Consider the following 25,318-nt stretch of genomic DNA (forward strand, 5'->3'; position numbering starts at 1 on the left):
CTATTGAATTATGAAACATCAACCGTTTAGAAATATTGTCCGTCAGGGTATTTCAAGTCTGTTCCATATTTGTGCCCGAGAATTGAAGAATGTATTCAAGGATCAGGGGGTACTTATATTCTTCATTCTTGTCCCTCTGGCATACCCTCTGGTCTATGCATTTATATATACACAAGAAGTGGTAAGGGATGTTCCTGCTGCCGTGGTCGACAACAGCCGTTCGTCGTTGAGCAGGGAATTCATACGAATGGTAGACGCCACTCCTGACATCAAGGTACAGTCCTATTGTGCCGACATGGAGGAGGCACAGAACCTTATCGAAGAAGGAAGGGTGTATGGAATAATATACATTCCCGAAGAATTCGCGCGAAATATCTCACAAGGGAAACAGACTTCGGTAAGTATCTTCAGCGACATGAGCGGTTTGCTATATTACAAGTCTCTGCTTATGGCTACCACCAATGTGTCACTCGACATGAATAAGGATATAAAAATCCAGCGAATGGGAAATACCACCGCACGCCAGGATGAAATAAGTACTGCCCCGCTGGAATACGAAGAAGTGTCACTGTTCAATCCGCAGGACGGCTTTGCCAGTTTCCTTATACCAGCCGTTCTGGTGCTGATAATCCAGCAGACATTGCTACTTGGAATAGGACTTTCTGCGGGAACTGCAAGGGAGACAAACAAATTTCAGGACCTAGTTCCGTTAAGCAGAAAATATAATGGAACATTACGAATAGTTTTAGGAAAATCTTTGGCATATTTCCTGATATATGCCATTGTATCTGCATACGTGCTGTGTGCCGTTCCTAAAATGTTCAGCCTGGTTCAGTTGCCGGATCCTATAACTTTATTGTTATTCATGCTTCCGTATCTGCTGGCTTGTATCTTCTTTGCCATGACATGTTCCATATTCATACATCACCGTGAATCGTGTATGATGATATATGTATTTACATCTGTACCTCTGTTGTTTATTTCAGGTATATCATGGCCTGGAGCTGCCATTCCGGATTTCTGGAAGGTTGTTTCATGGATATTCCCTTCTACATTCGGCATAAACGGATTCGTGAGAATCAACAGCATGGGAGCTACCCTGTCTGACGTACTTCCGGAATTCAGGGCATTGTGGCTACATACCGGAATATATTTCATAACTACCTGTATAGTTTATCGCAGACAAATACAGATAAGCCACAGACATGTGGAAGAGAAACTGAAAAAAGCAAGGAAACATTTCAGGCTTATCAAAAAGGCAGAGAATTGATAATAAGTTCATCTTTATTAACTATTCATCTTATAGTTATAAGAGATAATACTATTAGCTTTGCAAATGGTTTAAAAAACGTTTGCAAAGCTTTTTTATTTGTATGAATCAGATGAACAGAATCAAACTTTACTTCATATTAATATTACTATTCACATCTTCATTTTTAAGTGCCAGTTCTACCATTAATAGCATAAAGGGAGATGAAAAAACTAAATTCAAAGTAGAAATAAGGAATTCTATAGGCGATCCACAAACAAATGTTTTCCTCAAGATTACCGGAAGAAGCGAAGTTTTTAAAGCTGATTCTTGTGGAATTATCAATTTCGAATATGATATTCCGGAAAGCTATTCACGAACTGCAAGTATTTACCTTGATGAGGACCCTAAAATTCCTGAAAAGACGTTTACTCTTGACAAAAACAATACATATTTGGATTTCTGTATAGATTCAAAAAGTGACATTCTTAGATTTAAACAGGATAACAGTACATTCTATATTGAAGGTATTGTTACTGACGAAAAGGGTGAACCTATTACAGGTGCTACCGTGAGCATACAAGGTACAGGAAGACACACATTTACAGATGAGATTGGTCTGTTTTCTATTGATGCGGATTTCAACCATTACATAATTATCAGGGCAGATGGAATGGAAAATCTGTCAATGACTGTCAGTCCTTTTCTTATGAATCAGCACGATGCATACAACATTGTAATGCGTAAGAAAAGTGGAGAAAAAATATACTCCAGCGTAGAAACCATGCCACAATATCCTGGTGGGATGAAATATTTCAAAAGATATATAGACCGAAATCTGAAATATCCTGAAGAAGCAAAAAAGAATAAAATTGAAGGTGTGGTTGTTATGCAGTTCGTCGTTGAGAAAAACGGTGACATAACAAATCCAAGAGTCATGAGAAGACTTGATGAGTCACTTGATTCTGTAGCAATGAACTTGATAAAAGGAATGCCAAGATGGATTCCGGCATCGGACTATGGGATTAAGGTAAGATGTAAATACTCAGTACCTATAGCCTTCAAGATACCGGTTCCAAAGCCCGTTGTAGTTGATAGTATTCCTATAAAAGGAAAGGCGCTTGCCGATAGCACTACAATTGTACAAGACAGCATTATAATGAAACCTGACACACTTGCGACTGACAGCCTGATTACTAAAACCATCATTAATGACAGTATAACTAATGACAGCGTTATTATAACAAACGATTCTATAGCTAACGATTCTACTTTAATAAAGAAAGAGATAGATAATGATAGAGTAATCAAGGACAATAAGACTAAAGTAAAGAAAAGAAACATTTTCGTAAGATTTTTCAGATGGTTGTTCGGAATAAAAGACAAAGAAGATAAAACCATTGAAAATGAAAAAATAAATGTACCGGACGATGAAGAAAGTAAAATCGAATCATCTGATATTGATGATAAAGACAGACCGGAAAAAGAAAAAATAGCAACAGTAAACGAAGAAGAAAAAATTTAACATTAAATATTTTTACGCATGAAAAGATTATTCACTTTATTGCTGATGATTGTCGGATTGACATTCGGCATACAAGCAGAAAAGGTAACACTAAAGGATGTGGCAAACGGTACGTACCGGGCAAAAAGCATATATGGCTTAAGACCAATGCTTGACGGTGAACATTATACCCAAATCAGTTCAGACAAAAAAAGAATTGTTAAATATTCATTCAAGACAGGAAAAGAAGTAGGTACTGTTTTCGATGTAACTACAGCAAGAGATTGTAACATCAAATCATTCGACGATTATATAATGTCGCCGGATGAAAAACTAATCCTTATTCAGACTGAGACAAAGCCAATCTACAGACGTTCATTCACAGCTGAATATTATATCTACAATGTTAAAAATAATAAGATAGAGCCACTTTCAAAAAATGGCCCCCAGCAGGTTCCGCTTTTCTCACCGGACGGTTTCCAGATAGCATTCGTCAGAAACAATAATATTTTTCTTGTCAAACTGTTGTTCGGTAATAGCGAATCACAAGTTACAAAAGATGGTGAATACAATAAAATACTGAACGGAATTCCGGATTGGGTGTATGAAGAAGAATTCGGCTTCAACAGAGCTTTTGAATTCAGCGCAGACAGCAAGATGATTGCATATATAAAATTCGATGAGAGTCAGGTTAAACAATTCTCTTTCCCATGGTATAAAGGAATGGCACCGGAAAAGAGTGAATACGAATACTACCCGGGAGCTTACGAATACAAATACCCTAAAGCAGGCGAAATTAATTCAAAAGTTACAGTTCATAGCTTTGACATAAAAAGCAAGGTGACAAGAACAATGGACCTGCCATTGGATAATGATGGATATATTCCTCGTATAAAGTTCACCTCAGATCCTGAAAAACTGGCTATTATGACGCTGAACCGCCATCAGAACAGATTCGATATGTATATGGCAAACCCAAGAAGCGGAATCTGTAAACTGACTATCAGAGACGAAGCAGAACAGTATATAAAAGAGCCGGCCTATTCTAATATTGAGTTTTATGACGAAAATATAGTACTTATGAGCGAAAGGGACGGTTATAACCATCTTTACTTATATACTATAGGCGGAAACCTTGTAAAACAAATTACTAAAGGCCAATACGAGGTGACTGATTTTCTCGGATGGGACCAAAAGACAAACGAATTCTACTATAGAGGATATAACAACAGCCCTCTTAGAACAGCCATATTCAAGGTTAACAAGAAAGGAGAAGTAACCAAACTTTCGAATAGAGAAGGTACTAACAATGCTATTTTCAGCAACAATATGATGTATTACATTAATACTTTCTCTAATATGACTACTCCTACCCTTATCACCATCAATAACAATAAGGGAAAAGAAATAGTTACCTTGCTTGACAACAACGAGCTTAAAGAACAGACCAAATCATTAAACATGCCACAGAAGGAATTCTTCACATTCAAAACAAGCAATGGAACTGAGCTGAACGGATGGATAATGAAACCTGTAAATTTCAATCCTTCAAAAAAATATCCTGTAATAATGCACCAATACAGCGGTCCAGGCTCACAACAAGTTCTCGATAAATGGGGAATAGGAAGTTTTGGCGATGGAGGTATGTTCGAAGCATATATGTGCGATAAAGGATACATCATGGTATGTGTTGACGGACGTGGAACAGGTGGACGCGGAGCAGAATTCGAAAAATGTACATATATGTATCTTGGAGTAAAAGAAGCAGAAGACCAGGTAGAAACAGCCAGATATCTTAGCTCACTTCCATTCGTTGACGGAAAGAGAATAGGTATATGGGGATGGAGTTTCGGAGGCTACAATACATTAATGTCAATGAGTGACGGTAGCGGAGCATTCAAAGCCGGAGTTGCCATTGCGGCACCAACCTGCTGGAAATATTACGATACAGTCTATACTGAAAGATTTATGCGTACACCTAAAGAAAACGGTGAAGGCTATGAAGCAGGTTCTGCCATAAGCAGGGCAGCAAACCTTAAAGGTAATCTTTTGCTTATACACGGAACTGCCGATGATAATGTCCACTACCAGAACTGCGCTGAATACGCAGAAGCTCTCGTACAGGAAGGCATACAGTTTGATATGCAGATTTATACAAACCGTAACCACAGTATATTTGGTGGAAACACAAGAAATCACCTTATGACAAGGGTTAGCGAATTCTTTATCAACAATCTGTAGTTTCGCAGGCTCAACTCCAAAGTTGACAAGGCTCCGGTTGACAAGTTGACAAGGTTTATAACTTAATGGAAACCTTGTCAACTCGTTAACTCGTCAACTTGTAACTTATAAATAATAGCCTACCTATAAACAAACATACTATGACACACATCAGAAAACCCGAATGGCTCAAGATAAGCATTGGAGCCAACGCAAGATACTCCGAAACAAAGAAAATAGTAGATACACACAAACTCAACACAATATGCAGCAGTGGCCGTTGCCCCAATATGGGAGAATGCTGGGGTAAGGGAACCGCCACATTCATGATTTGCGGCGCAATATGCACACGCTCGTGCAAATTCTGCAACACTTGTACAGGCAAGCCTCTCCCTCTTGATGAAAACGAGCCAAATAATGTAGCAGAGTCAATCAGACTAATGAAACTCAACCACGCGGTTATCACATCCGTTGACAGAGATGACCTTGAAGACCTCGGAGCATCACACTGGGCTAAAACACTGCTGAAGATAAAAGAAGTCAATCCTGAAACTACCATCGAAGCTCTGATACCGGACTTCCAGGGCAAGCCGGAACTGATAAGTCAGGTAATAGAGGCAAGGCCTGATATTCTGTCACACAACATGGAGACCGTAAAAAGAATCAGTCCAATGGTCAGAAGCGTAGCAAAATATGACACAAGCCTCAACGTGATAAGACAGATTTCGGAAAGAGGGATTACAGCCAAATCGGGAATAATGGTAGGACTTGGCGAGACTAAGGAAGAAGTTCTGGAGACTATGGACGACTTACTTGAAGCAGGATGCAAGATACTGACAATAGGCCAATACCTACAGCCTTCGCACAAGCACTATCCCGTAGCCGAATATGTCACTCCGGAACAGTTTGAAGAATACAGAATAATTGGAGAAAACAAAGGCTTTAAAACAGTTGAAAGCGGACCATTAGTACGTTCATCATATCATGCGGAAAAACATATAATGAAAAAATGAACAATCCGAACGCATTGTTTGTTGAAACTTTGATATATAATGAAAGCAAAACGAACAATACACGGGTATGAATTTAAGAAACAAAATAGTATCTATAGGGCTTTTACCTATTATTATCACTCTTATAGGTCTGCATTTCTTCCATAACACAGAAATGTTGGGAGCAGGATTATTGCTAAGCATAATTATGCTTACGTACAATATCACCAGGATGAAGGATCTGAACTTTTTTCTTCTGCTCGGCACATTAGGTATTGGAACATGTTTTATCCTAAGACTATTCTGGGGTTACAAATATGTTCCGCTCAATACTATCACTCCTACACTTGAGTTTTCACTCATGGTGTTCGCTTTCATATACTATACAGCTCCCGAACTATATAATGGAATGGTGAACAAATTGGGAATAAGAAATTGTTTCTCATATAAGCTGGAGACAAAAATAATCATCATACTATCATCCATTCATCTTATACTTCTGTATATAATAAAAACACTGAATCACGACTGGAGTCCTGAAGGGCGTTTCTTTATGATTAACATTATTCCAGTATCAATCTATATAATATGCCTCATTTTGAATACCATAGGAATACATATAGCTGCAAAGATTGATTTATCGAGACACAATATCATACGAATAGCCCCGATATGCAACGGCAAACTCTTCCTGTCACAGAGAAACCTTACACCGGAGTCATTGGATATCCCCATCGAAAGGAGCATGGACGGTACTATAGAAGAAGGTAAGAAATATGCTCTAAAAGCAGTAAAGAAAATTACACTGAACAATGTCCAACCACGCTTGATACTACATTACAATGACGAATGTTCCTGTGGGACATGTAATGACATTCTGCTGTTCATATTACCGCTGAAAACGGAGAAAGACATAATGTTGGACGGAAAATTCTTCAATTTTGAGGATATTGAGAAGAATACACATCTGCTGAATCCAAGTATAAAAAAAGAGCTGGAACATCTTAGAAATGCTGCCAGCTTATGGAAAGATTTTTATTTGTAAATAAGGAAAATACACGGTATTTTAGACAAGTCAGGGAATTTGCCGTTCCATTCTTTCAGCGTACGGGTTCTTATATACTCATTTTCGCAAGTTATATTCGCTGCTATACACAACTTTGTCTGCGGACGGCAAGCCTTGATTATATCCTCCATCATCTTGTTGTTTCTATATGGTGTTTCGATAAACAATTGTGTCTGATTTTCAGAATAAACCCTACTCTCCAGTTCTTTAAGTCTTTTCTGTCTGTCATTTGCATCTATCGGCAGATAACCATGAAAAGCAAAACTCTGTCCGTTAAATCCTGATGCCATTACTGAAAGAATAATTGACGACGGACCTACAAGCGGAACCACCTTATAGTTCTTACGCTGTGCTATTGCCACCACGTCAGCTCCCGGATCGGCCACCGCCGGACAACCAGCTTCAGAAATTACTCCCATAGAATTTCCTTCAGCCAAAGGTTTCAGAAAGCCTGATATTTCTTCAGGAGAAGTATGCTTGTTGAGTGTAAAGAAAGTCAGGTCATCAATAACTATAGAACGGTCCACTTTCTTTAGGAATCTGCGAGCTGAGCGTACATCCTCTACTATGAAATATTTTATCTCAGTTATAATGTCCTTGTTATATGCCGGCAGAACTTTTTCAACAGGAGTATCTCCCAATGTAACCGGCAATAGATATAATGCTGTTTCCATATAATTCATCCAAACATTAAATGTCAATATCCATCAACATTCCTTCGTAATCAGTATTATTCAGAAGTTCTTCAAAAGTAACACTCGGGTTCTTTTTCATATATTCGTCAATATACTGCATTCCAAGCCATATTCCAATCATAGGAGGTACATCCTCCTTCAATATCCTGTTCGGCATAGGTTGCAAATAGGCACGAATAATCATAGGATCTGTACTTTCCAGATGATTCGCCTTATTAACCCACTCTATGAATTGTTTCTTGTTTTTTCCGCACCACTCCAACTGCGTATCATTATAGCCGAGTACTTTTGTTCCCAAATCCTCACTACCCAAAGCTTTCTCCGTAATCCACGCAATTTTGCCTCTATACATCATCAAGTCAAACAATGTACGATGATTCCTTTCCCACGGAAATGGATAAAGACTTAATAGATAGAAGGACAAACAGTCTGGAACAATCCTTTCCGGATTCATCGAAGCTCTCTGATAGTTATAGTAATAACGCTTGTACATAGGATAATCCTCTCCCATGTATTTATCAAGACTTATACCTATGAGACTGTCAGACACCACAACAGACTGGTTCAAAGCTGAAATCTGTGAATATACCACCGGTATCGGAAATGAGGGCATCCTCTTCTTCAGATACACAAATCCCTTTGTAAGATCTTTTTCAAAACTGCCGAGGTCCTTATACTTATCTTCTACATCAAGCATCAGATTTACAAGAGAAGTATCAGAATAATATGCGCAGAGACGGTCATTGATTTTTTCATCATTCACCGATCCAAGTGCAAGCACATCCTCGATAAGAAGTTTTGTAGCATGAGGGAAATCCATGTTCATTTTCTGCAGAGAAGTGAAGCTGTTCAGTGCCGAGGCTTCGAACTGCAATCTGTCATATCTATGTATTTTTACCCTTCCTTCAGATAAAAAAAAGTCTTTCTGCCCGTCATCACGACAGGCAGAAAGCACTAATAAACTTAATATTATGATTAAAATGTGTCGCATTAATAAGCTAATTATCCGTAGATAATATTACCATTTTCATCCTTATATTCATCAAGTCCCTTTTCGTATGTAGCCATCGCACGAAGACTCATACCAACACTTGAGAAACCACCATCGTGGTAAAGATTCTGCATTGTAACCTTCTTAGTAAGGTCAGAGAACATAACGATACAATAATCAGCACATTCGTCAGCAGAAGCATTGCCAAGTGGAGACATACGGTTTGCAAAGTCGAACAACTTGTCCATACCCTTTACTCCTGATCCGGCAGTAGTCATAGTAGGCGACTGTGAGATAGTGTTGATACGTACGTGATGTTCACGTCCGTAAATATATCCAAAGCTACGTGCGATAGATTCAAGCAGAGCCTTGGCATCAGCCATATCGTTGTATCCGTAGAATGTACGCTGAGCGGCAACATAACTCAATGCAAGAATCGAACCATATTCGTTAATAGCATTAAGTTTCTTGGCAGACTGGATCATCTTGTGGAATGAAACAGCAGAGATATCAAGAGTCTTGCTCAACATATCGTAATCCAAGTCATCGTATGTACGTTTCTTACGAACATTTGGAGACATACCGATAGAGTGTAAAACAAAATCTATCTTTCCTCCCAATACTTCCATAGAACGCTTGAAGACATTTTCAAGATCTTCAACACTTGTTGCGTCGGCAGGTATAACCTCACAATTCAATTTTTCTGCCAAAGCAGAAACTTCACCCATGCGTACTGCTACAGGTGTGTTTGACAATGTGATTATAGCACCTTCTTCAACAGCCTTTTCAGCAACTTTCCATGCTATAGACTGTTCGTTCAGGGCACCGAAGATAATTCCTCTTTTCCCTTTTAGCAAATTATAACTCATATATTCAAAATTGATAAATTCGTGACAAAGATAGGCATTTTATTTTACAAACTTTGTATTATTCCACCTCTTTTCTTAAAGGAAACATAAAATCTCCGTTTAAACACTGTTTAAATACTGTTTAAACACCGTTTAAACGGAGATTAAATATCTACTCCTTATAAATACAGTTTAGCCAAGGAAAGAAATAAGTACACCGGCAGCCACCGCAGAACCTATCACTCCGGAGATATTACTTGCCATACAATACTGCAACACGTGGTTTTTAGGATCATATTTCAATGCTATCTCGTTTGCCACACGGCTCGCCATAGGCACGGCACTCAATCCTGTTGCACCGATAAGCGGATTGATTTTCTTCTTTGTAAACAGATTATAGATCTTGACAAAGAAAATACCGCCTGAAATTGAAAGGCCGAAAGCAAGGAAACCTCCAATCACGATACCTATTGTTGTCCAGTTCAGGAAAGCGTCAGTAGTCATTGTTGCACCAACCGAGATACCGAGGAAAATGGTTGCGGCATTCATTATGCTGTTTGATGCAGCATCGAACAAACGTGAAGTGTTCGAACCTATTTCCTTTACCAGATTACCGAACATCAGCATACCTACCAATGGAACAGCGCTTGGCACAAACAATGCCACAATAGTAGTAACCGCTATAGGGAATACTATTTTCAGAACACGCATGTTCTTTATTTCTATTGTTGGCGGATATTTCTTTTCCTGTTCCTTCATATTAATACTTAATTCCTTCTTGCTGCACCATAATCTGACAACCAAAGGAATTATCACCGGAACAAGAGCCATATACGAATATGCAGCAATAGCGATAGGACCAAGCAAATGAGGAGCCAGCTTGATTGTAGTAAATATCGCTGTAGGACCGTCAGCTCCACCTATTATACCCAATGAAGCAGCTTCCTGGGGAGTAAAGCCAACCATAATGGCAACAAGCAATACTGCAAAAATACCCAGCTGAGCAGCAGCACCGAAAATAGACAGACGTAGATTACGCAGCATAGGTCCGAAGTCGGTCAGCGCACCCACACCCATAAATATTACCGGCGGAAGGAAACCTGTCTTGATGAGCATATAATAAATGAAGTTCATCAGTCCCAGTTCGTGTGCTATCTCATGCAAAGGCATTTCCCATATATTCTTCATCACGCCATTCACCATCACCATACCGTTTTCGTCGGCCTGTATCACTCCCATCTCCCCTCCCGGGAAATTGGCAAGCAACACTCCGAAAGCTATCGGCACAAGCAACAGCGGTTCGTACTGTTTCTTTATACCCAGATAAAGCAGTACGAAAGCTATGGCATACATTATAATAAACCGCGGATCGGCAATGATATTGCTGAACGCAGTCATGTCGTATAATCGTTCAAAAATCTCTTCCATACATCTATCACTTTATCTTCATTAATACATCATCTTCAGATACAGAATCACCAGAGTTCATGCAGATAGCAGTAACAGTACCGCCAAACTCGGCATTTACGGCTATATAAGTCTTCATTGCCTCAATATAGCAGAGAGTGTCACCCGGATTAACCTTATCACCAACCTTCAAAGGTGTTTCCTGAGCCGATTTAGTGAGATAGAATTTTCCTTCAAGTGGAGAAAGCACATCCTTGCCCTCACCCGATGCGGCAACCGGCTGAGCGCCATCCGCAGACGCGGACTGTGCTGGCAATGCAGTGTCACCGAAAGCCACAGTCACACGATAAGGCTTTCCGTTCACATCTACAGTGAGCACCTGAGTACCTTCCTTAGGCATTGAACCGCCTTCAGCCTCAGCACGGCGTTTTTCTACGTCTGCCAGGAAGTCTGCCTTAGCCTTTCCGCTCTTGTATGCCTCATACTGAGCCGGATGCATAGCATATTCGAACAGTTCTTCGTCGTCCTGACCTGTTTCCCATCCTTTTTCAGCCATCATCTGACGGTATTTGTCAAGCTGATCCGGATAATTGTCCTGAGGATTGCCTGTAAAGAATGTTCTGCCTTCGCTCTTTGCCTTTTCAACTATCTCATCTGCCAACGGACCTGCCAATGCTCCAGCCTTGCCGAGTATCATATCCCATACATCGTCTGCTATCATAGCCCAGCGTTCCTTGCCTTTTTCCATCTGAATGACATTCATCATTGCCAGGTTCTTTACATACTGGCTGAAAGGAGTAACCAGACAAGGATAACCTACACGAGGCCATACGTATGAAACTTCGTTGAACAGTTTGATGAGCAATTCGTCCTGAGTCATAAGCGGCAGATTGTTCTTTGCCTTATATTTATTGATTGATTCCAGATTTGTTTCCAGGTCAGCCATCAGACTACCCATCATACCACCGGGAAGTCCCGGACCTACAAGCAAAGAATTCATCATACGGTTTCTCGGACTGATATACAAGCCTAAGAAATCGTCCATAAATTCCTGTATCATGGTTCTGGCTTTCATATATGCATGCATATTGATTTCCTTCACCTTGAAACCGGCATCTTTAAGCATAGCCTGCACACTGATTACGTCAGCATGTCCGGTACCCCATGACAGAGGGTCCATACCGCAGTCCACATAATCGCATCCGGCCTTGCAAACTTCAAGAATTGAAGCCATATTGAATCCGGGACCTGCATGAGAGTGATATTGTATTGTTATATCCTTGATTTTCTTGATTCCGGCAACAAGTTTTCCGAGGAACACAGGACGTCCGATACCTGCCATATCCTTGATACATATTTCATCGCATCCTGCATCGATAAGCTTCTTAGCCATATCGAGATAATATTCCACTGTATGTATAGGAGAATAAGTGATACAAAGGCAGCACTGTGAAATCATTCCCGCATCGTGCGCATATCCTATTGACGGGATTATATTACGAACATCATTCAGTCCGCAGAAAGTACGTGTAATGTCAGTTCCCTGAACTTTCTTTACCTTATAGAACAGTTTTCTAACGTCTGCCGGAACAGGACTCATTCTCAGTCCGTTCAATGCGCGGTCAAGCATGTGTGTCTGGATACCTGCCTCATGAAAAGGCTTTGTCCATTCTCTCACAGCCTTATTAGGATTTTCACCAAACAGCAGATTTACCTGTTCGAAACCGCCTCCGTTAGTCTCTACTCTGTCAAAGCATCCCATTTCCACTATCACAGGAGCTATCTTTACCAATTGGTCAACACGTGGTACATATTTTCCGGCACTCTGCCACATATCGCGAAAGACCAGACTGAATTTCACTTCTTTTTCCATTTTCTTAATGTGTTTTCATTTCTTTAATCAGTTCAACTTCTCAATTTTCATTACCTTGCCCTTACCACCTGTAAGTTTTTCCACTGCAATGTTAATCGCCTTCACGGAATCCTCTTCCAACGAAACGGTTGCCACTGCAGGCTTACGTTTGACTTCCTCTTCGGGAGGAGCCAATTTGTTCACAGCCTTAATAAGCAAAGTACTAAGCCAGATAATAATGAGAAGGATTACGAATACCGTACACATACCTACGAGCATCAGCATCAGACCTGTTCCAATATTTTCCATATATATCTAATTTTAATGTATTACCGACACCATTTAAAGCCATGCCGCTTAAAAGGCATCCAAATATACCAATTAAATATATTGCATTGATACAAAAAACTTTAAAATTATCAACATTCATAACTTTGAAATATATTTTACACTTTCAAATTATAATGCCAATCCTTATTAATTATCTATAATATTACATCCACAAACCTCCAAAATAAAAAAAGTCTCTGAGACATCATCTCAAAGACTTTTTTATGAAACAATTATACAATCCTCAACCGGCTACAAGTCCGCCATCCACCAAATAATGACCACCTGTACAGAAACTGGAAGCATCAGAAGCCAGAAAATAAACCATTTCAGCCACTTCCTCCGGATATCCGGCTGATCCACGCGCATACAGTGAATTTTCTTGGCGCCAATAATCATCTATTGTACAATTGTTCACTGAAGCAAACTGTTCAAACAGATTATCCACAAGCGGAGTACGGATAGTGCCTGCACAAACAGCGTTTACACGGATATTCTTCGGACCCAAATCAATAGAAAGACTACGGGTTATCTGACCTAATGCCCCTTTTGTCATACCATAAGCAAAGCTATATGGCTTACCTACAAACCATTGGTCAGAAACATTTATCACAACCGAACCACCTCCTGCTTTAATAATATTAGGTATAGCCTCACGCAAAGTGTTCACCGTTCCATAAATATTGGTCTGAATCATCAAATCCAATTCTTCATCAGCAATATCAAGCAAAGTATTGGCACGGTGTATTCCCGCATTAGCAAAGACACTATTCAATTGACCGAATTTAGAGACTGTTTTCTCCACTGCATTACGAATGTCAGCACGTACACGAGTATTACCTTCTATAAATAAAAGATGTTCAGGGCAGTCCAGTTTTTTCAACAACTCAGCGGCGGCATCAGTGTTGATATCCATAAAACCGACGTTCCAATCCTGAGAAATAAATTTCTTTACTGAGGCAGCACCAATTCCAGTGGAACCACCTGTTATAAAAATTGTTTTTGACATAATAATATATTTTTAATTAGATGCGTATAAAATTAGCAATAAAGATATAATTATCGATACTTTACACATCTTTTTTTATTTATATTCCCAACATTTTATTAATTACCAAAACTTTATATATCTATCAAACAAAATTCCGACAACAACCACAGAATCAGATAAACATCACATTTTATCATTTTACACTCCTTTTGTAATCCATCTTTACACTACTGTAAAGAAACCTTACAGTTACCGGAAAGACTGTTTTTCATAATGTACGGAATATCAACAATTTACACGTTTGGCACGGTTATGGCATTATAGTTAGTGTAAAAACAACAGAAAAATGAAAAAGATATTTACACCAATAATCCTGATCTTGGCCGCAACGCAATGTTTGGCTTCCGGGAGCGACAGCATATCAGCTGCAGATACTTCCCGAACAATGACATTGCACGACTGTATGGAATATGCAATAGAATATTCCACCAAAAATGAAATACAAAGACTTGACAATGCCGATGCGCGCACAGAGAGACGTGACGCCATACTCAAGACATTCACCCCATCCGTTTCGGCAGGAACATATGCCTACAGTAACTTCGGACGTGCCGTGGACCCTGAGACAAACACCTATACCAATACCACATCTTTCAACAACGGTTACTCGCTGAGCGCAAGCATCACGCTGTTCAACGGATTTTCCGCCATCAACAATATCAGAATTTCGCAGACAGCCGTAAAGATGGGAATCTCGCAGGAAGAAAAGCTGCGCGACGAGCTGTGTCTGGCAGTTATGGAAGCCTACTTCAATGTACTGTTCCACACCGAAATGACTGAAGTCCTGCGCCGACAGGTGGAAAACTCGAAAGCAAGTCTCCTATTGATGCAAAAGCAGTATGAGACAGGGCAGAAAAGCCGGCCTGATGTGGCACAGATGGAAGCCGACCTTGCCGACAGGGAATATCAGCTGGAGACATCATTCAACAACAGCCAGGATGCACTGCTCACACTGAAATCAGTAATGATGTGGCCTGTGGAGGAAGAACTCAGGATAGACCGCACGATGATAGACGAAAAATATTCGGCACTGGTGGAAGAAGAGGACCGCGCGGACGAAATAATGGATTACGCGGTCAGCTCGCAGCCATCAGCACTCATAGCAAAAGGCACAATGGACAAAGCCAAATTCGCTCTGAACACGGCCAGATGGCAGTTTCTTCCAAGCCTGTCGCTAAACGGTGGTTGGTCCACCAGTTACTACAGCTATCCCGGAAAAGCCAACTACACTGCTCCTTCGTTCAACTCGCAATGGAAAAATAACTCCGGCGAATACATTCAGCTGAGTCTTTCAATTCCTATTTATGACAGACTTTCCAGATTCTCGAACCTTTCGAAAAAGAAAAACGAGTACCGACGCGCCGAGGCACAATACCGCCAGACGGTACACGACATCAAGTCCGAAGTACAGCGTGCCATACAGGACAAGACAGGCGCCCGTAAGTCGCTTGTACTTGCCATGAAACGTTCCAAGGCACAGGAAGCCACATTCCTGTTGCACGAAAAGAAGATGCGTCAGGGTATGGTATCCCCTATTGACTATCAGACAATTACAAATTCTTTTCTGAACTCACAGGCGGAAGAGTTGAACGCATTGCTGCAATATTATCTGAAACGCAGCGTGGTGAAATATTATAAAGGAATAAGTTACATAGAACAATAAAAAAAGTATAACATATCATGGACAGAGCAATAGAAAAGAAAAAAGGAATGGCACTGGTATTCAGCAAAAAAGCGTTACCATACTGGGGTGGCGGACTGCTGTTGTGCCTTATAGGATATATCCTAATTAGAGACAATGTAAGTACACTGAGAGTAAACGCAGAGACTCTATCAATAAACAAGGTAATGGAAGGCGAATTTAATGACTATATCCGCATCTCAGGACAGGTACAGCCGATGACAACCATACAGCTTAGCCCCCTGGAAACGGGAGTAGTGAAAGAGATATTCATGGAAGAAGGTTCGCACGTGAAAGCCGGCGACAAAATCCTGCGTCTGACTAACGAAAACCTCGACATGCAGATTCTTAACTCGGAAGCCGATCTTGCAGAAAAGGAGAACCTGCTCCGCAACACAATGATCTCCATGGAACAGCAACGTCTGAGCGTAAACCAGGAAATGCTGCAACTGGAAATGGAAGTAAGACGCTATCGCAGGGCTTACGAATCGCAGAAATCGCTCTATGCCGAAGACCTGATAGCCAAAGAGGACTTTCTGAAGGCAGAAGAGGACTATCTGCTGGCAAAGGATAAACTGGAACTCGTAAAGGAACGTTCCATACAGGACAGCCTTTATCGCAGCGTACAGGTGGAACAGATGCAGGAAAGTCTGAGCAACATGAAAATCAACATGCAGATGATACGCAGAAGAAAAGACAATCTTGTAATTACCGCGCCTATTGACGGCGAACTGGGGTTGCTTGATGTTGTTCTCGGTCAGTCTGTGCCGTCGGGCAGCAAAGTGGGACAGATAAACACTCTTGACAGCTACAAGATTGAGGCTCAGATAGACGAACACTATATCGACCGTGTCACTTCAGGCCTGGAAGCGGATTTCGAAAGACAGGACGAATCGTTCCATGCCGTCATACGCAAAGTCTATCCTGAGGTGCGCGACGGAAAGTTCAAGGCCGACTTCAAGTTCAGCGGAGTACAGCCTGAGAATATCCGTACAGGTCAGACATACTATCTGAACCTTCAGTTGGGACAACCGGAAGAAGCCATAATGATTCCTCGCGGCACATTCTACCAGAAGACAGGCGGACGATGGATTTACGTGATTACTGAGGACGGTTCGAAAGCTTATAAAAGAGAAATACGTATAGGTCGTCAGAATCCTCAGTATTACGAAGTGCTTGAAGGTCTGCAACCGGGAGAAAAGGTCATCACTTCGGGATATGACAATTTCGGCGACAATGACTGTTTGGTGTTGAATTAATAAACTTAAAACCAACGGTCAACGAAGTTAAACTCACAAACTTAAAAACTCACAAACTTAAAAACTAATGAAGAGTTATTTCAGATTCCTGTCACGAAACAAGCTATATACCACAATCGAAGTTTCCGGTATGGCAATAGCCATTGCGTTTGTGGTGTTCATAGGCTCGTTTGTAATACGGGAATATAATACCGATTCGGAAATTAAAAAACAGGGGAATATATATATCGGACATTCCGAAAGACTGTTTTTCGGATGTGCCACAATAAAAGAGCAGCTTGAAGGAAAATTTCCTGAAGTGGAGGATATGTGCAGAATGATGAATACGCACATCTTCGGAGGACTTAAAATGACTTTTCAGGCAGGCGATTATACCGATCGCCAGAAGGCATCAATAGTAGATGAGAATTTCTTCAGATTCTTTCCGTTTCCATTGGAATCAGGAACACCGGAATCTGTTCTGAAAGAAAAGAACTCGGTAGTCATTTCACGTACATTTGCCAATAAGGTATTCGGGAAAGAAGATCCGATCGGCAAATCCGTCAAAATTGATGTTAACGGAAATACGGCCAATCTGAACATCACCGGAATTTTCAGCGATTTCAAAAATACAATATTCTATTCGCCTGAAATAATTTACCGTATAGATTTGGTCAGGGATCTTGACAGTTCACTTACAGGAAACGGTAACGGTTCAACTGTCCTGTTTATAATGACGGCAGGAGGAACAGACATTCAGTCACTTGAAGACAAGATGGAAGAAATTGTCCGGAAAGAAGACTTTCTGTATGTATATGGGCTGTGTAAAGACTTCCTTCTTACCCCTTTCGACAAAATAAGCTACAGTGCGGTAGAAGCTACAGCTCCGTTCGAAGGTCTTATAGATGCAAGCTTCATAAAACTGTTTACAGCAGCCGGAATATTTCTCCTGCTGTTCGCCGTACTGAATTATATTTCGCTCACTGTTGCACAGACAGGATTCAGAGCAAAGGAAATGGCTTCAAGAAGGCTTCTAGGTACACAACAATCAGGAATAATCGCCAGATATATATCTGAATCGTTCATTCTTACAGTGATATCCTTTGCCTTTGCGCTAATCTTTGTAAAACTGATATCCCCTCATCTGAGTGAACTTATTGGAAAAGAAATTTCTCCTCTCAAAGATATGGGATGGATGGAAATACTGTTTATTATACTGCTGCTCGTAGTTCTATCGGTATTGTCAGGCATTATACCTGCGCTTCTTGTTTCAAAGTACAAGCCAATAGACGTAGTGCGAGGTAATTTTGCACGAACCAGCAAAATGACTTTAGGTAAAATCCTGATAGGTTTCCAGAGCGGAGTGGCATTCATTACGTTAGGTCTTGCGGCAGTCATGTTCATACAGCTGAAACACATGACTGAAAAGCCAATGGGATATGAAAAAGAAAACAGAATAAGCATACAGAACGCAAGCAAACCTTCGGATTATCACATTGAGGAGCTGAAATCACTGGCATGTGTAGAAAAGGTCGGTTGGCTGCAGTTTGAGCCCATGACTTTAGGAACATCAGGAACTTCGTTCAAGATTAACGGCATAGACCAGAAATTTGATATGTATTATGGCGACCAGTCCGCTTTCGAAATACTCGGTTTCAAGGTGTTACGCAAAAACGGAGAAGCACTCAATCAATGTGCCTGGCTTCCAGAATCGACAATGAGAGCATTGGGACTTGATTATGACTGTACGCAAGTCAATCTGGATTCCGGTGGAATGTTTCCCGTTTGCGGTATTTTAGAAGACTATCATAAAGGAACTGCAAATTCGGAAAGAAGAGGAGGATTTCTGGACATAGCGTGGATTAAGGAAATGGAGAAAGAAGAAGATTTCAGAACCCTGCGGACACTTGTAGTGAAAGTTTCCGGCGACGAGAACAAGGCAGAGAACGAAATAAAGGCTTTCTACAAAAGTAAAGGTTTTTCGGAAGATGAAATAGTAGTGGCAACTTATAACAAGATGATTTCCGACCTGTATTCTTCAGAAAAACAAGACCTGAAACTCATAGCAGTATTCACCATGCTCACCCTTCTGCTGACGATACTGGCCATGTTTGCCATGAGTACATATTATGCACGCCAGCACTCAAAAGAAGCCGCTCTGAAAAAAGTTATGGGAAGCGGCAGACTACAGCTTTTTATCGAGACTTCATCAGGGTTCATAAAGTCAGTAGTAATCTCCATCATAATTGCATTGCCGGTTACATGGATAGCCGTCAGCAAGTGGCTTGAAGGATACAGCTACAGGATAGACAATCCGGTATATGTTTACATTTTAGACGCAGTGATAATGATTGTCATAGCCCTGCTGTCAATAAGCTGGCAGATGATAAGACTGATGAATACCAACCCCGTGAAATCATTGAAGAACGAATAAAAAACGTTAAAAAAAACGTGGGCATGTTTTAATCAAAACGTGGGCAAGTTTTAATCTAAATGTGGGCAAGTTTTAATAAAACGTATCAACCCCTATTTTATAAGTAAAAAACATAGAAATAATAACAACTAAAAACTCTAAAGATCATGATTAAAGTAACTAACCTCAGCAAAGTTTTCCGTACAGAAGAAATTGAAACTACAGCATTGAACGAAGTGTCTTTCGAAATAAACGAAGGTGAATTTGTAGCCATCATGGGTCCGTCAGGATGTGGCAAGTCAACACTGTTGAACATCCTCGGTCTGCTGGACAATCCCACAGGAGGCAGCTACGAACTGTTGGGACAGGAAGTGGCAAACCTGAAAGAACGCGAACGTACCAAATTCCGCAAGGGTAACCTTGGTTTTGTGTTCCAGAGCTTCAACCTTATAGACGAGCTGAATGTGTTTGAAAACGTGGAACTGCCTCTGAAATACCTCAACATCGGTGCGGCAGAACGCAAACAGCGTGTTACGGAGATTCTGAAAAGAATGAACATCAGCCACCGTTCACACCACTTCCCGCAGCAGTTGTCCGGCGGTCAGCAGCAGCGTGTGGCAATAGCCCGTGCTGTAGTGTCAAACCCAAAGCTGGTACTTGCCGATGAGCCTACCGGTAACCTCGACTCAAAGAACGGTAAGGAGGTAATGGATCTGCTGACAGAACTGAACTCGGAAGGCACAACTATAGTAATGGTGACACACTCACAGAAAGACGCTTCAGTAGCACAAAGAATCATCAACCTCTTCGACGGACGTATTGTGGGTGATGTAAGAAATGAATTGTAATTTCAGGTTACGAGGTATTAGATACTAGATACTAGGGACGAGATACTAGATACTAGGGAACCTAGTACCTAAAAAACCTAGTCAACTAGTATCTAGTACCTAGTACCTAATAAAACTCAAAATGATATGAATGAATATAAGACATACTTTAAGTTCCTGAGCCGAAACAAGGTTTTCACATTGGTTAATCTTGCAGGACTAAGCATCTCGCTCATGTTCATACTGCTGATATCGAACATGGTATTCAGGCAACTTACTGTAGATAAAGATATGAAGGATGCCGACAGGACGTATATAATGGCAAGCGAAGAAGATGCATCTGGACATTACAATTTAGGGGACAAACTGCAAAGCCGCTATCCCGAAATAGAGGAATGGTGTGCCATTTCCGGATGTGTTGAATATCCGGTAATGTCTGAAGAAAAACAGATGAGTTTGTATGTAGGTATGGCAAAGAAGAACTTCTTCAGTTTCTTCGGTTTTCCTCTTCTGTATGGAAATCCTGATGATGTATTGATTTCGAATGACAATGCTGTCATAAGCCAGTCGGCAGCTATAAAGATGTTCGGAACCACAGATTGTATAGGCAAGACCTTCAAGACTATACAGCCAATGGCAACAAACGAATACAAAGTTGCAGGTATCATGAAGGATATAGACAACTCTGTCATTCCTCGCGAATGGGAAATCATTTTGCCATTCGAAAATATAAAATACTATAATTATGCCTCTGCAATAGAGAATACACACATGAGTAATTCAGGTGGAGCAAATCTGTTTTTCCGTCTATTACCAGACACAGATCTTAACACCAAGGCTGACGATATAGTTTCATATCTCAAAACATTTTACTGGATATACGAAGGCGGAACATACAAAACTGTAAAATTCATTCCTGTCCGTGAGTTTTATTTTTCAGACATACAGTCTTCAATAGGCCTGAAACAGTACAATTATAAGGTTGTTGTGACCTTTATAATAATAGGAGTACTCGTCCTGCTGATGGCTATATTCAATTACGTAAGTATGAGTGTGGCGCAGACCAGTTACAGGGCAAAGGAAATGGCGACAAGACGTATCTTAGGCTCTTCACGAAAAGATATTTTCTGGCGAATGATACTTGAATCGTTTATACTTACAGCAGCATCTTTCATCATATCCTTCATACTTGCACTGGCAGTGGAACCATACGCCATGGATTTGCTTAAAGTAAAACTCGACATACTGGGCGACGTATCATATATTACAGTAATATCATACATCCTGCTTGTTGCGGTTCTGGCATTCGCGTCAGGCATTGTTCCGGCATCAATATTGTCAGGATACAATCCTATGGATGTAGTAAAGGGAACATTCCGACGCAAGACAAAGCTGGTGTATTTCCGCGGACTGAACATATTCCAAAGCTGTCTTACTATAGCGTTGCTGACTTGTTCTTTCTATTTCAGCATGCAGATATACAGAATACTCAATGCTCCGTTGGGTTATGAATATGGCAGTATAATAGACTATCCGGTCATGGCTGGCAATGAGCAGATGAGACTGTTCCGGGGCGAGGCGTTGAAACTGCCTTTCGTAAAAAGAGTTTCTTTCGCTTGCGGAACACCAAACGATGGAGGAAATAACAATACAAGCTATTTCAACACTGCCGACACACTGAAATGTATGAGTTTCCAGACATTTATCGCGGATTCATCATTCTTGCAGATGTTCGACATAAAGATTACTGAAGACCGCGGACTTGTAAACACCGACGACAGTTATTTTGTCAGCGAAAACGCTATGAAAGATTTGCTTTCAATCGGTCAGGGTCCTGATTATTACATCAACAGATATGGATATAAATGCAATATTCTCGGACAGTTCAAGGACTTCAAGATACGCTCGCTGATGGATGAATATCATCCGCTTCAGATGAGGATTCTTCCGGTAGAAAAGGTTTCACCGTGGAATGTACTGGTAGAAACCACATCGGCTAATGAGGAATATAAACGTCAGCTCGATGATTTGTTTTACGAAATAATTGACAGAACACCTTTCGACTCCCAATGGTATCATGACGAAGTGCTCAACACATACGACAATATAACACGTCTGAACAAGACTATCGTCATATTCACATTTGCGGCACTCATCATATCATTATTGGGACTTACAGCCATGAGCCTCTACTTCGTATCACAACGCAAACGCGACATCTCCATACGCAAGGTTTTCGGCTCAAACTCATGGATGGAACAATGCAACCTGATGAAGTTCTCAATGAAATCACTGCTCATAAGTCTGGTTATAGCTGTTCCGCTCATCTATTTTGGAATACGTCAGATAGACAAGTTTGTGGAATATGATCCTCACTTCCAGTGGTGGATACCGATAACTGCTTTTGCCCTGGTGGTTATCTTTTCGTTAGGTTCCGTCTGGCTTATCAGCCTGAAAACCACATCGGACAATCCGGTGAATAATCTTAAAAGTGAATGAAAGGTGACGAGATACTAGATACTAGGAACGAGATACTAGGGAACCTAGTACCTAAAAAACCTAGTCAACTAGTATCTAGTACCTAGTACCTAAAAAAACTCGTCAACTCATAACTAAAAAACTCAAGAACTTAAAATGAGAAATATTATCAGACTATTCAAAGGTGCAGGAATACTTAACCTGTTAGGTATGACAGTAGCCTTTGCAGCAATATACATTATAATGGTTCAGGTGAATTACGACTGGAACTACAACAGCAAAATCAAGGACTTGGACCGTATATTCGTTGTGACACATAAGGACTGGTTCGACGAAGGGAAATACAGTGTGAACATGAGCCGCCCTGTTATGGAATCATTGATAGAACAATCGTCGATGGTTGAATCGTATGCTGTTCTACAAGGAAATATTCAGACTGAAATAAAAATAGCAGACGACAATGACAACAGGGCATTCGAGCTTAACACCATGCAGGTGACAAGCGGCACATATGATGTATTCGGAATAGAAGCCGTTGCAGGTACTTTCCAGGGTATAGGTGAAGAAAATGTAGTGGCACTCAGCGAAAGAGCGTCACGCAGACTGAACCTGAAACTTGGAGATGCAATCCAGCTGGAAGGCGAAAAGGACAAGAGAACCGTTTCTGCCATCTTCAAGGATATGGCTATGAACTCCATATTCGGAGAAACAGACCTTCTGTACAGTAATATTTATGAGAAAGAGTCATTGGACAATTTCGGCGAATGGTCGTACAGATACTTTTTAAAACTTAATGACAAGAACAACGTTAATGCTTTCAGCGAAAATGCCATCAGCTTCACTAAAAATCTGGTCAACGAAATGATTAGTTCCAATCCGGACGTGGAAGTTCCTACTCAGGAAGAGATAGACGAATACATAGGCAGGAACGCTGTAAAACTATTCCCGCTGGAAGGATTTCAGTTCGAGTTAAGAATTACAGACAATACCATAGTTTACCAATGTAACATTATCACTACAATAACATTGTTCATAGTATCAGTGCTCATTCTTGTCATAACACTGATAAACTATCTGAACTTCTTTATGGCACAGATTCCGGCAAAGCTGCGTTCTGTAAATACAAGGAAAATTCTTGGCAGTTCCAGACTGTCGCTCGTAATGGGCTTTATGGCAGAATCGGCTATATTGGTGGTGGTTTCGCTTTTCCTTTCATATATTGTGATAAAGATTATAGGCAGTTCCACATACGCCGAACTTATAAGCTGTCCGCTGGATCTTGGATATAATGCCGCAGTGGCGATACTGACGGTTTTTGTCGCACTGATAATGACTGTTGCGTCAAGCATATACCCTGCAATGCACGTCACTTCATTCTCTCCTGCCCTTGCCATTAAGGGAACAATGGGCACAGTAAGCAGAGGCAAGTCATTCAGATATATACTTGTAGGATTCCAGTTCTTTATATCTATCCTGTTCGTGCTGTGTGCATTCTTCATCAAGATGCAATACGACTACATGATGAACTACGACATGGGATTCAATAAGGAATCGCTGTTCACGGCATACGTTCCGGTAAACTCAAATAACCGAGATTTATACACTACCGAACTCCAGAAGAAGACAGCTATAAAGGAAGTAGCATGGGGAGCATCATCTCTGGTCAGCGTATATAGAATGGGTTGGGGAAGAGAATTCAACGGTAAGAATATAAGCTTCATCAGCTATCCAGTCTCATACAACTTCCTGAAGTTTATGGGTATAGATATTGTTGAGGGACGCGACTTCACACAGGCAGACGAGAAATGCGAGAAAGGAATTTTCATATTCAACGAAATTGCTAAAGAGAAATTCGGATTCAGCCTTGAGAGCAAAGTTAGCGGACATATAGGTGAAACTGATATTGCCGGTTTCTGCGAGAACTTCAAGTTCAAGCCACTTCATTATAAGGAAGAACCATTCGCGTTCTACGTTTTCGGGAAAAAGCCATGGTGGCCTGTAACCCACCTGTATATCCGAAGCAATCCGGGTGCCACTTACAGCGAAGTACTTCAGGCTGTGAAAGAAGTGGTAGCCGATATTTCACCTAACTTCAATACCGAAGAAATAAACTTGAAGTTCTTCGACGAGGAACTTGGAACACAGTACCGCAAGGAACAGAAACTAATCAGCCTTATAACGCTGTTCACCATACTTGCAGTAATCATATCACTGATGGGAATAATAGGTCTGCTTATGTTCGAAACAAAGTTCCGCAGAAAAGAAATAGGTCTGCGAAGAGTTCATGGGGCAAGCATACGCGAGATACTGGAGATGTTCAACCGCAAGTTCTTCTACATACTGCTTATAAGCTTCCTGATAGCTGCGCCTGTGGGATATATTGTAATGGATTATTACTATAGCACATTTGCCTACCGCTCTCCGTTGCACTGGTGGGTATTCCTGCTGGCATTCGTCATGGTAGCGATAATTACCG

18 protein-coding genes are annotated in these 25,318 nt (G+C 40.8%); 11 read left to right on the top strand and 7 right to left on the bottom strand.

What is annotated here, in order from left to right:
* Positions 1-10: 10 nt before the first annotated feature.
* The 5 genes from H6A27_RS05755 (at position 11) to H6A27_RS05775 (ending at position 7,010) form a co-directional block, all read left to right on the top strand.
* Positions 11-1,270: an ABC transporter permease gene (locus tag H6A27_RS05755; protein ID WP_204401332.1), complete on the top strand. Its 1,260-nt coding sequence runs from the start codon at positions 11-13 to the stop codon at positions 1,268-1,270.
* A gap of 103 nt (positions 1,271-1,373) precedes the next feature.
* Complete coding sequence (locus tag H6A27_RS05760; RefSeq protein WP_204508015.1) at positions 1,374-2,774, top strand: energy transducer TonB; 1,401 nt, start codon at positions 1,374-1,376, stop codon at positions 2,772-2,774.
* Between the two features lie 45 nt (positions 2,775-2,819).
* The gene (locus tag H6A27_RS05765; protein ID WP_420867844.1) at positions 2,820-4,994 is read left to right on the top strand and encodes a S9 family peptidase; all 2,175 of its coding nucleotides are present in this window, start codon (positions 2,820-2,822) and stop codon (positions 4,992-4,994) included.
* Positions 4,995-5,134: 140 nt separating this feature from the next.
* Positions 5,135-5,986 (top strand): lipoyl synthase, encoded by an 852-nt coding sequence (gene lipA, locus H6A27_RS05770; protein ID WP_204508017.1) that lies wholly within the window; start codon positions 5,135-5,137, stop codon positions 5,984-5,986.
* Positions 5,987-6,053: 67 nt separating this feature from the next.
* The gene (locus H6A27_RS05775) at positions 6,054-7,010 is read left to right on the top strand and encodes a hypothetical protein (RefSeq protein WP_204508018.1); all 957 of its coding nucleotides are present in this window, start codon (positions 6,054-6,056) and stop codon (positions 7,008-7,010) included.
* Here H6A27_RS05775 and H6A27_RS05780 read toward each other — a convergent pair.
* The 7 genes from H6A27_RS05780 to H6A27_RS05810 form a co-directional block, all read right to left on the bottom strand.
* Entirely contained in the window at positions 7,001-7,705 is a 705-nt protein-coding gene (locus H6A27_RS05780) for an SAM-dependent methyltransferase (protein WP_204508019.1), read from the bottom strand. The genes H6A27_RS05775 and H6A27_RS05780 overlap by 10 nt on opposite strands.
* Positions 7,706-7,721: 16 nt before the next feature.
* Positions 7,722-8,717 (bottom strand): gliding motility protein GldB-related protein, encoded by a 996-nt coding sequence (locus H6A27_RS05785; RefSeq protein ID WP_204508020.1) that lies wholly within the window; start codon positions 8,715-8,717, stop codon positions 7,722-7,724.
* Positions 8,718-8,728: 11 nt separating this feature from the next.
* Complete coding sequence (locus H6A27_RS05790; protein WP_204508021.1) at positions 8,729-9,586, bottom strand: enoyl-ACP reductase FabI; 858 nt, start codon at positions 9,584-9,586, stop codon at positions 8,729-8,731.
* A gap of 171 nt (positions 9,587-9,757) precedes the next feature.
* A complete protein-coding gene (locus tag H6A27_RS05795; RefSeq protein ID WP_204508022.1) occupies positions 9,758-10,993 on the bottom strand; it encodes a sodium ion-translocating decarboxylase subunit beta in 1,236 nt (411 codons plus the stop codon).
* Positions 10,994-11,000: 7 nt separating this feature from the next.
* Positions 11,001-12,845, bottom strand: a complete 1,845-nt coding sequence (locus tag H6A27_RS05800) for a biotin/lipoyl-containing protein (RefSeq protein WP_204508023.1) — start codon at positions 12,843-12,845, stop codon at positions 11,001-11,003.
* Between the two features lie 27 nt (positions 12,846-12,872).
* A complete protein-coding gene (locus H6A27_RS05805) occupies positions 12,873-13,133 on the bottom strand; it encodes an OadG family protein (protein WP_204508024.1) in 261 nt (86 codons plus the stop codon).
* A 265-nt stretch (positions 13,134-13,398) separates the two neighbouring features.
* A complete protein-coding gene (locus H6A27_RS05810; protein ID WP_204508025.1) occupies positions 13,399-14,163 on the bottom strand; it encodes an SDR family NAD(P)-dependent oxidoreductase in 765 nt (254 codons plus the stop codon).
* Positions 14,164-14,491: 328 nt separating this feature from the next.
* Here H6A27_RS05810 and H6A27_RS05815 point away from each other — a divergent pair, with 328 nt between their 5' ends.
* The 6 genes from H6A27_RS05815 to H6A27_RS05840 form a co-directional block, all read left to right on the top strand.
* Positions 14,492-15,868: a TolC family protein gene (locus H6A27_RS05815; RefSeq protein ID WP_204508026.1), complete on the top strand. Its 1,377-nt coding sequence runs from the start codon at positions 14,492-14,494 to the stop codon at positions 15,866-15,868.
* Positions 15,869-15,885: 17 nt separating this feature from the next.
* The gene (locus H6A27_RS05820; RefSeq protein ID WP_204508027.1) at positions 15,886-17,145 is read left to right on the top strand and encodes an efflux RND transporter periplasmic adaptor subunit; all 1,260 of its coding nucleotides are present in this window, start codon (positions 15,886-15,888) and stop codon (positions 17,143-17,145) included.
* A gap of 67 nt (positions 17,146-17,212) precedes the next feature.
* On the top strand, positions 17,213-19,558 hold the full coding sequence (locus tag H6A27_RS05825; protein ID WP_204508028.1) for an ABC transporter permease: 2,346 nt from the start codon (positions 17,213-17,215) through the stop codon (positions 19,556-19,558).
* 146 nt (positions 19,559-19,704) lie between these two features.
* Positions 19,705-20,385 carry an ABC transporter ATP-binding protein gene (locus H6A27_RS05830; protein WP_154043934.1) on the top strand — a complete coding sequence of 227 codons (681 nt, stop codon included), beginning with the start codon at positions 19,705-19,707 and terminating at the stop codon, positions 20,383-20,385.
* A 126-nt stretch (positions 20,386-20,511) separates the two neighbouring features.
* The gene (locus H6A27_RS05835) at positions 20,512-22,863 is read left to right on the top strand and encodes an ABC transporter permease (protein ID WP_204508029.1); all 2,352 of its coding nucleotides are present in this window, start codon (positions 20,512-20,514) and stop codon (positions 22,861-22,863) included.
* Positions 22,864-22,998: 135 nt separating this feature from the next.
* Positions 22,999-25,318 (top strand): ABC transporter permease (locus H6A27_RS05840; protein ID WP_204508030.1); only part of this gene is annotated, 2,320 nt, incomplete at its 3' end.

It is taken from the genome of Bacteroides caecigallinarum (genome assembly GCF_016902295.1).
Lineage (GTDB): Bacteria > Bacteroidota > Bacteroidia > Bacteroidales > Bacteroidaceae > Phocaeicola > Phocaeicola caecigallinarum_A.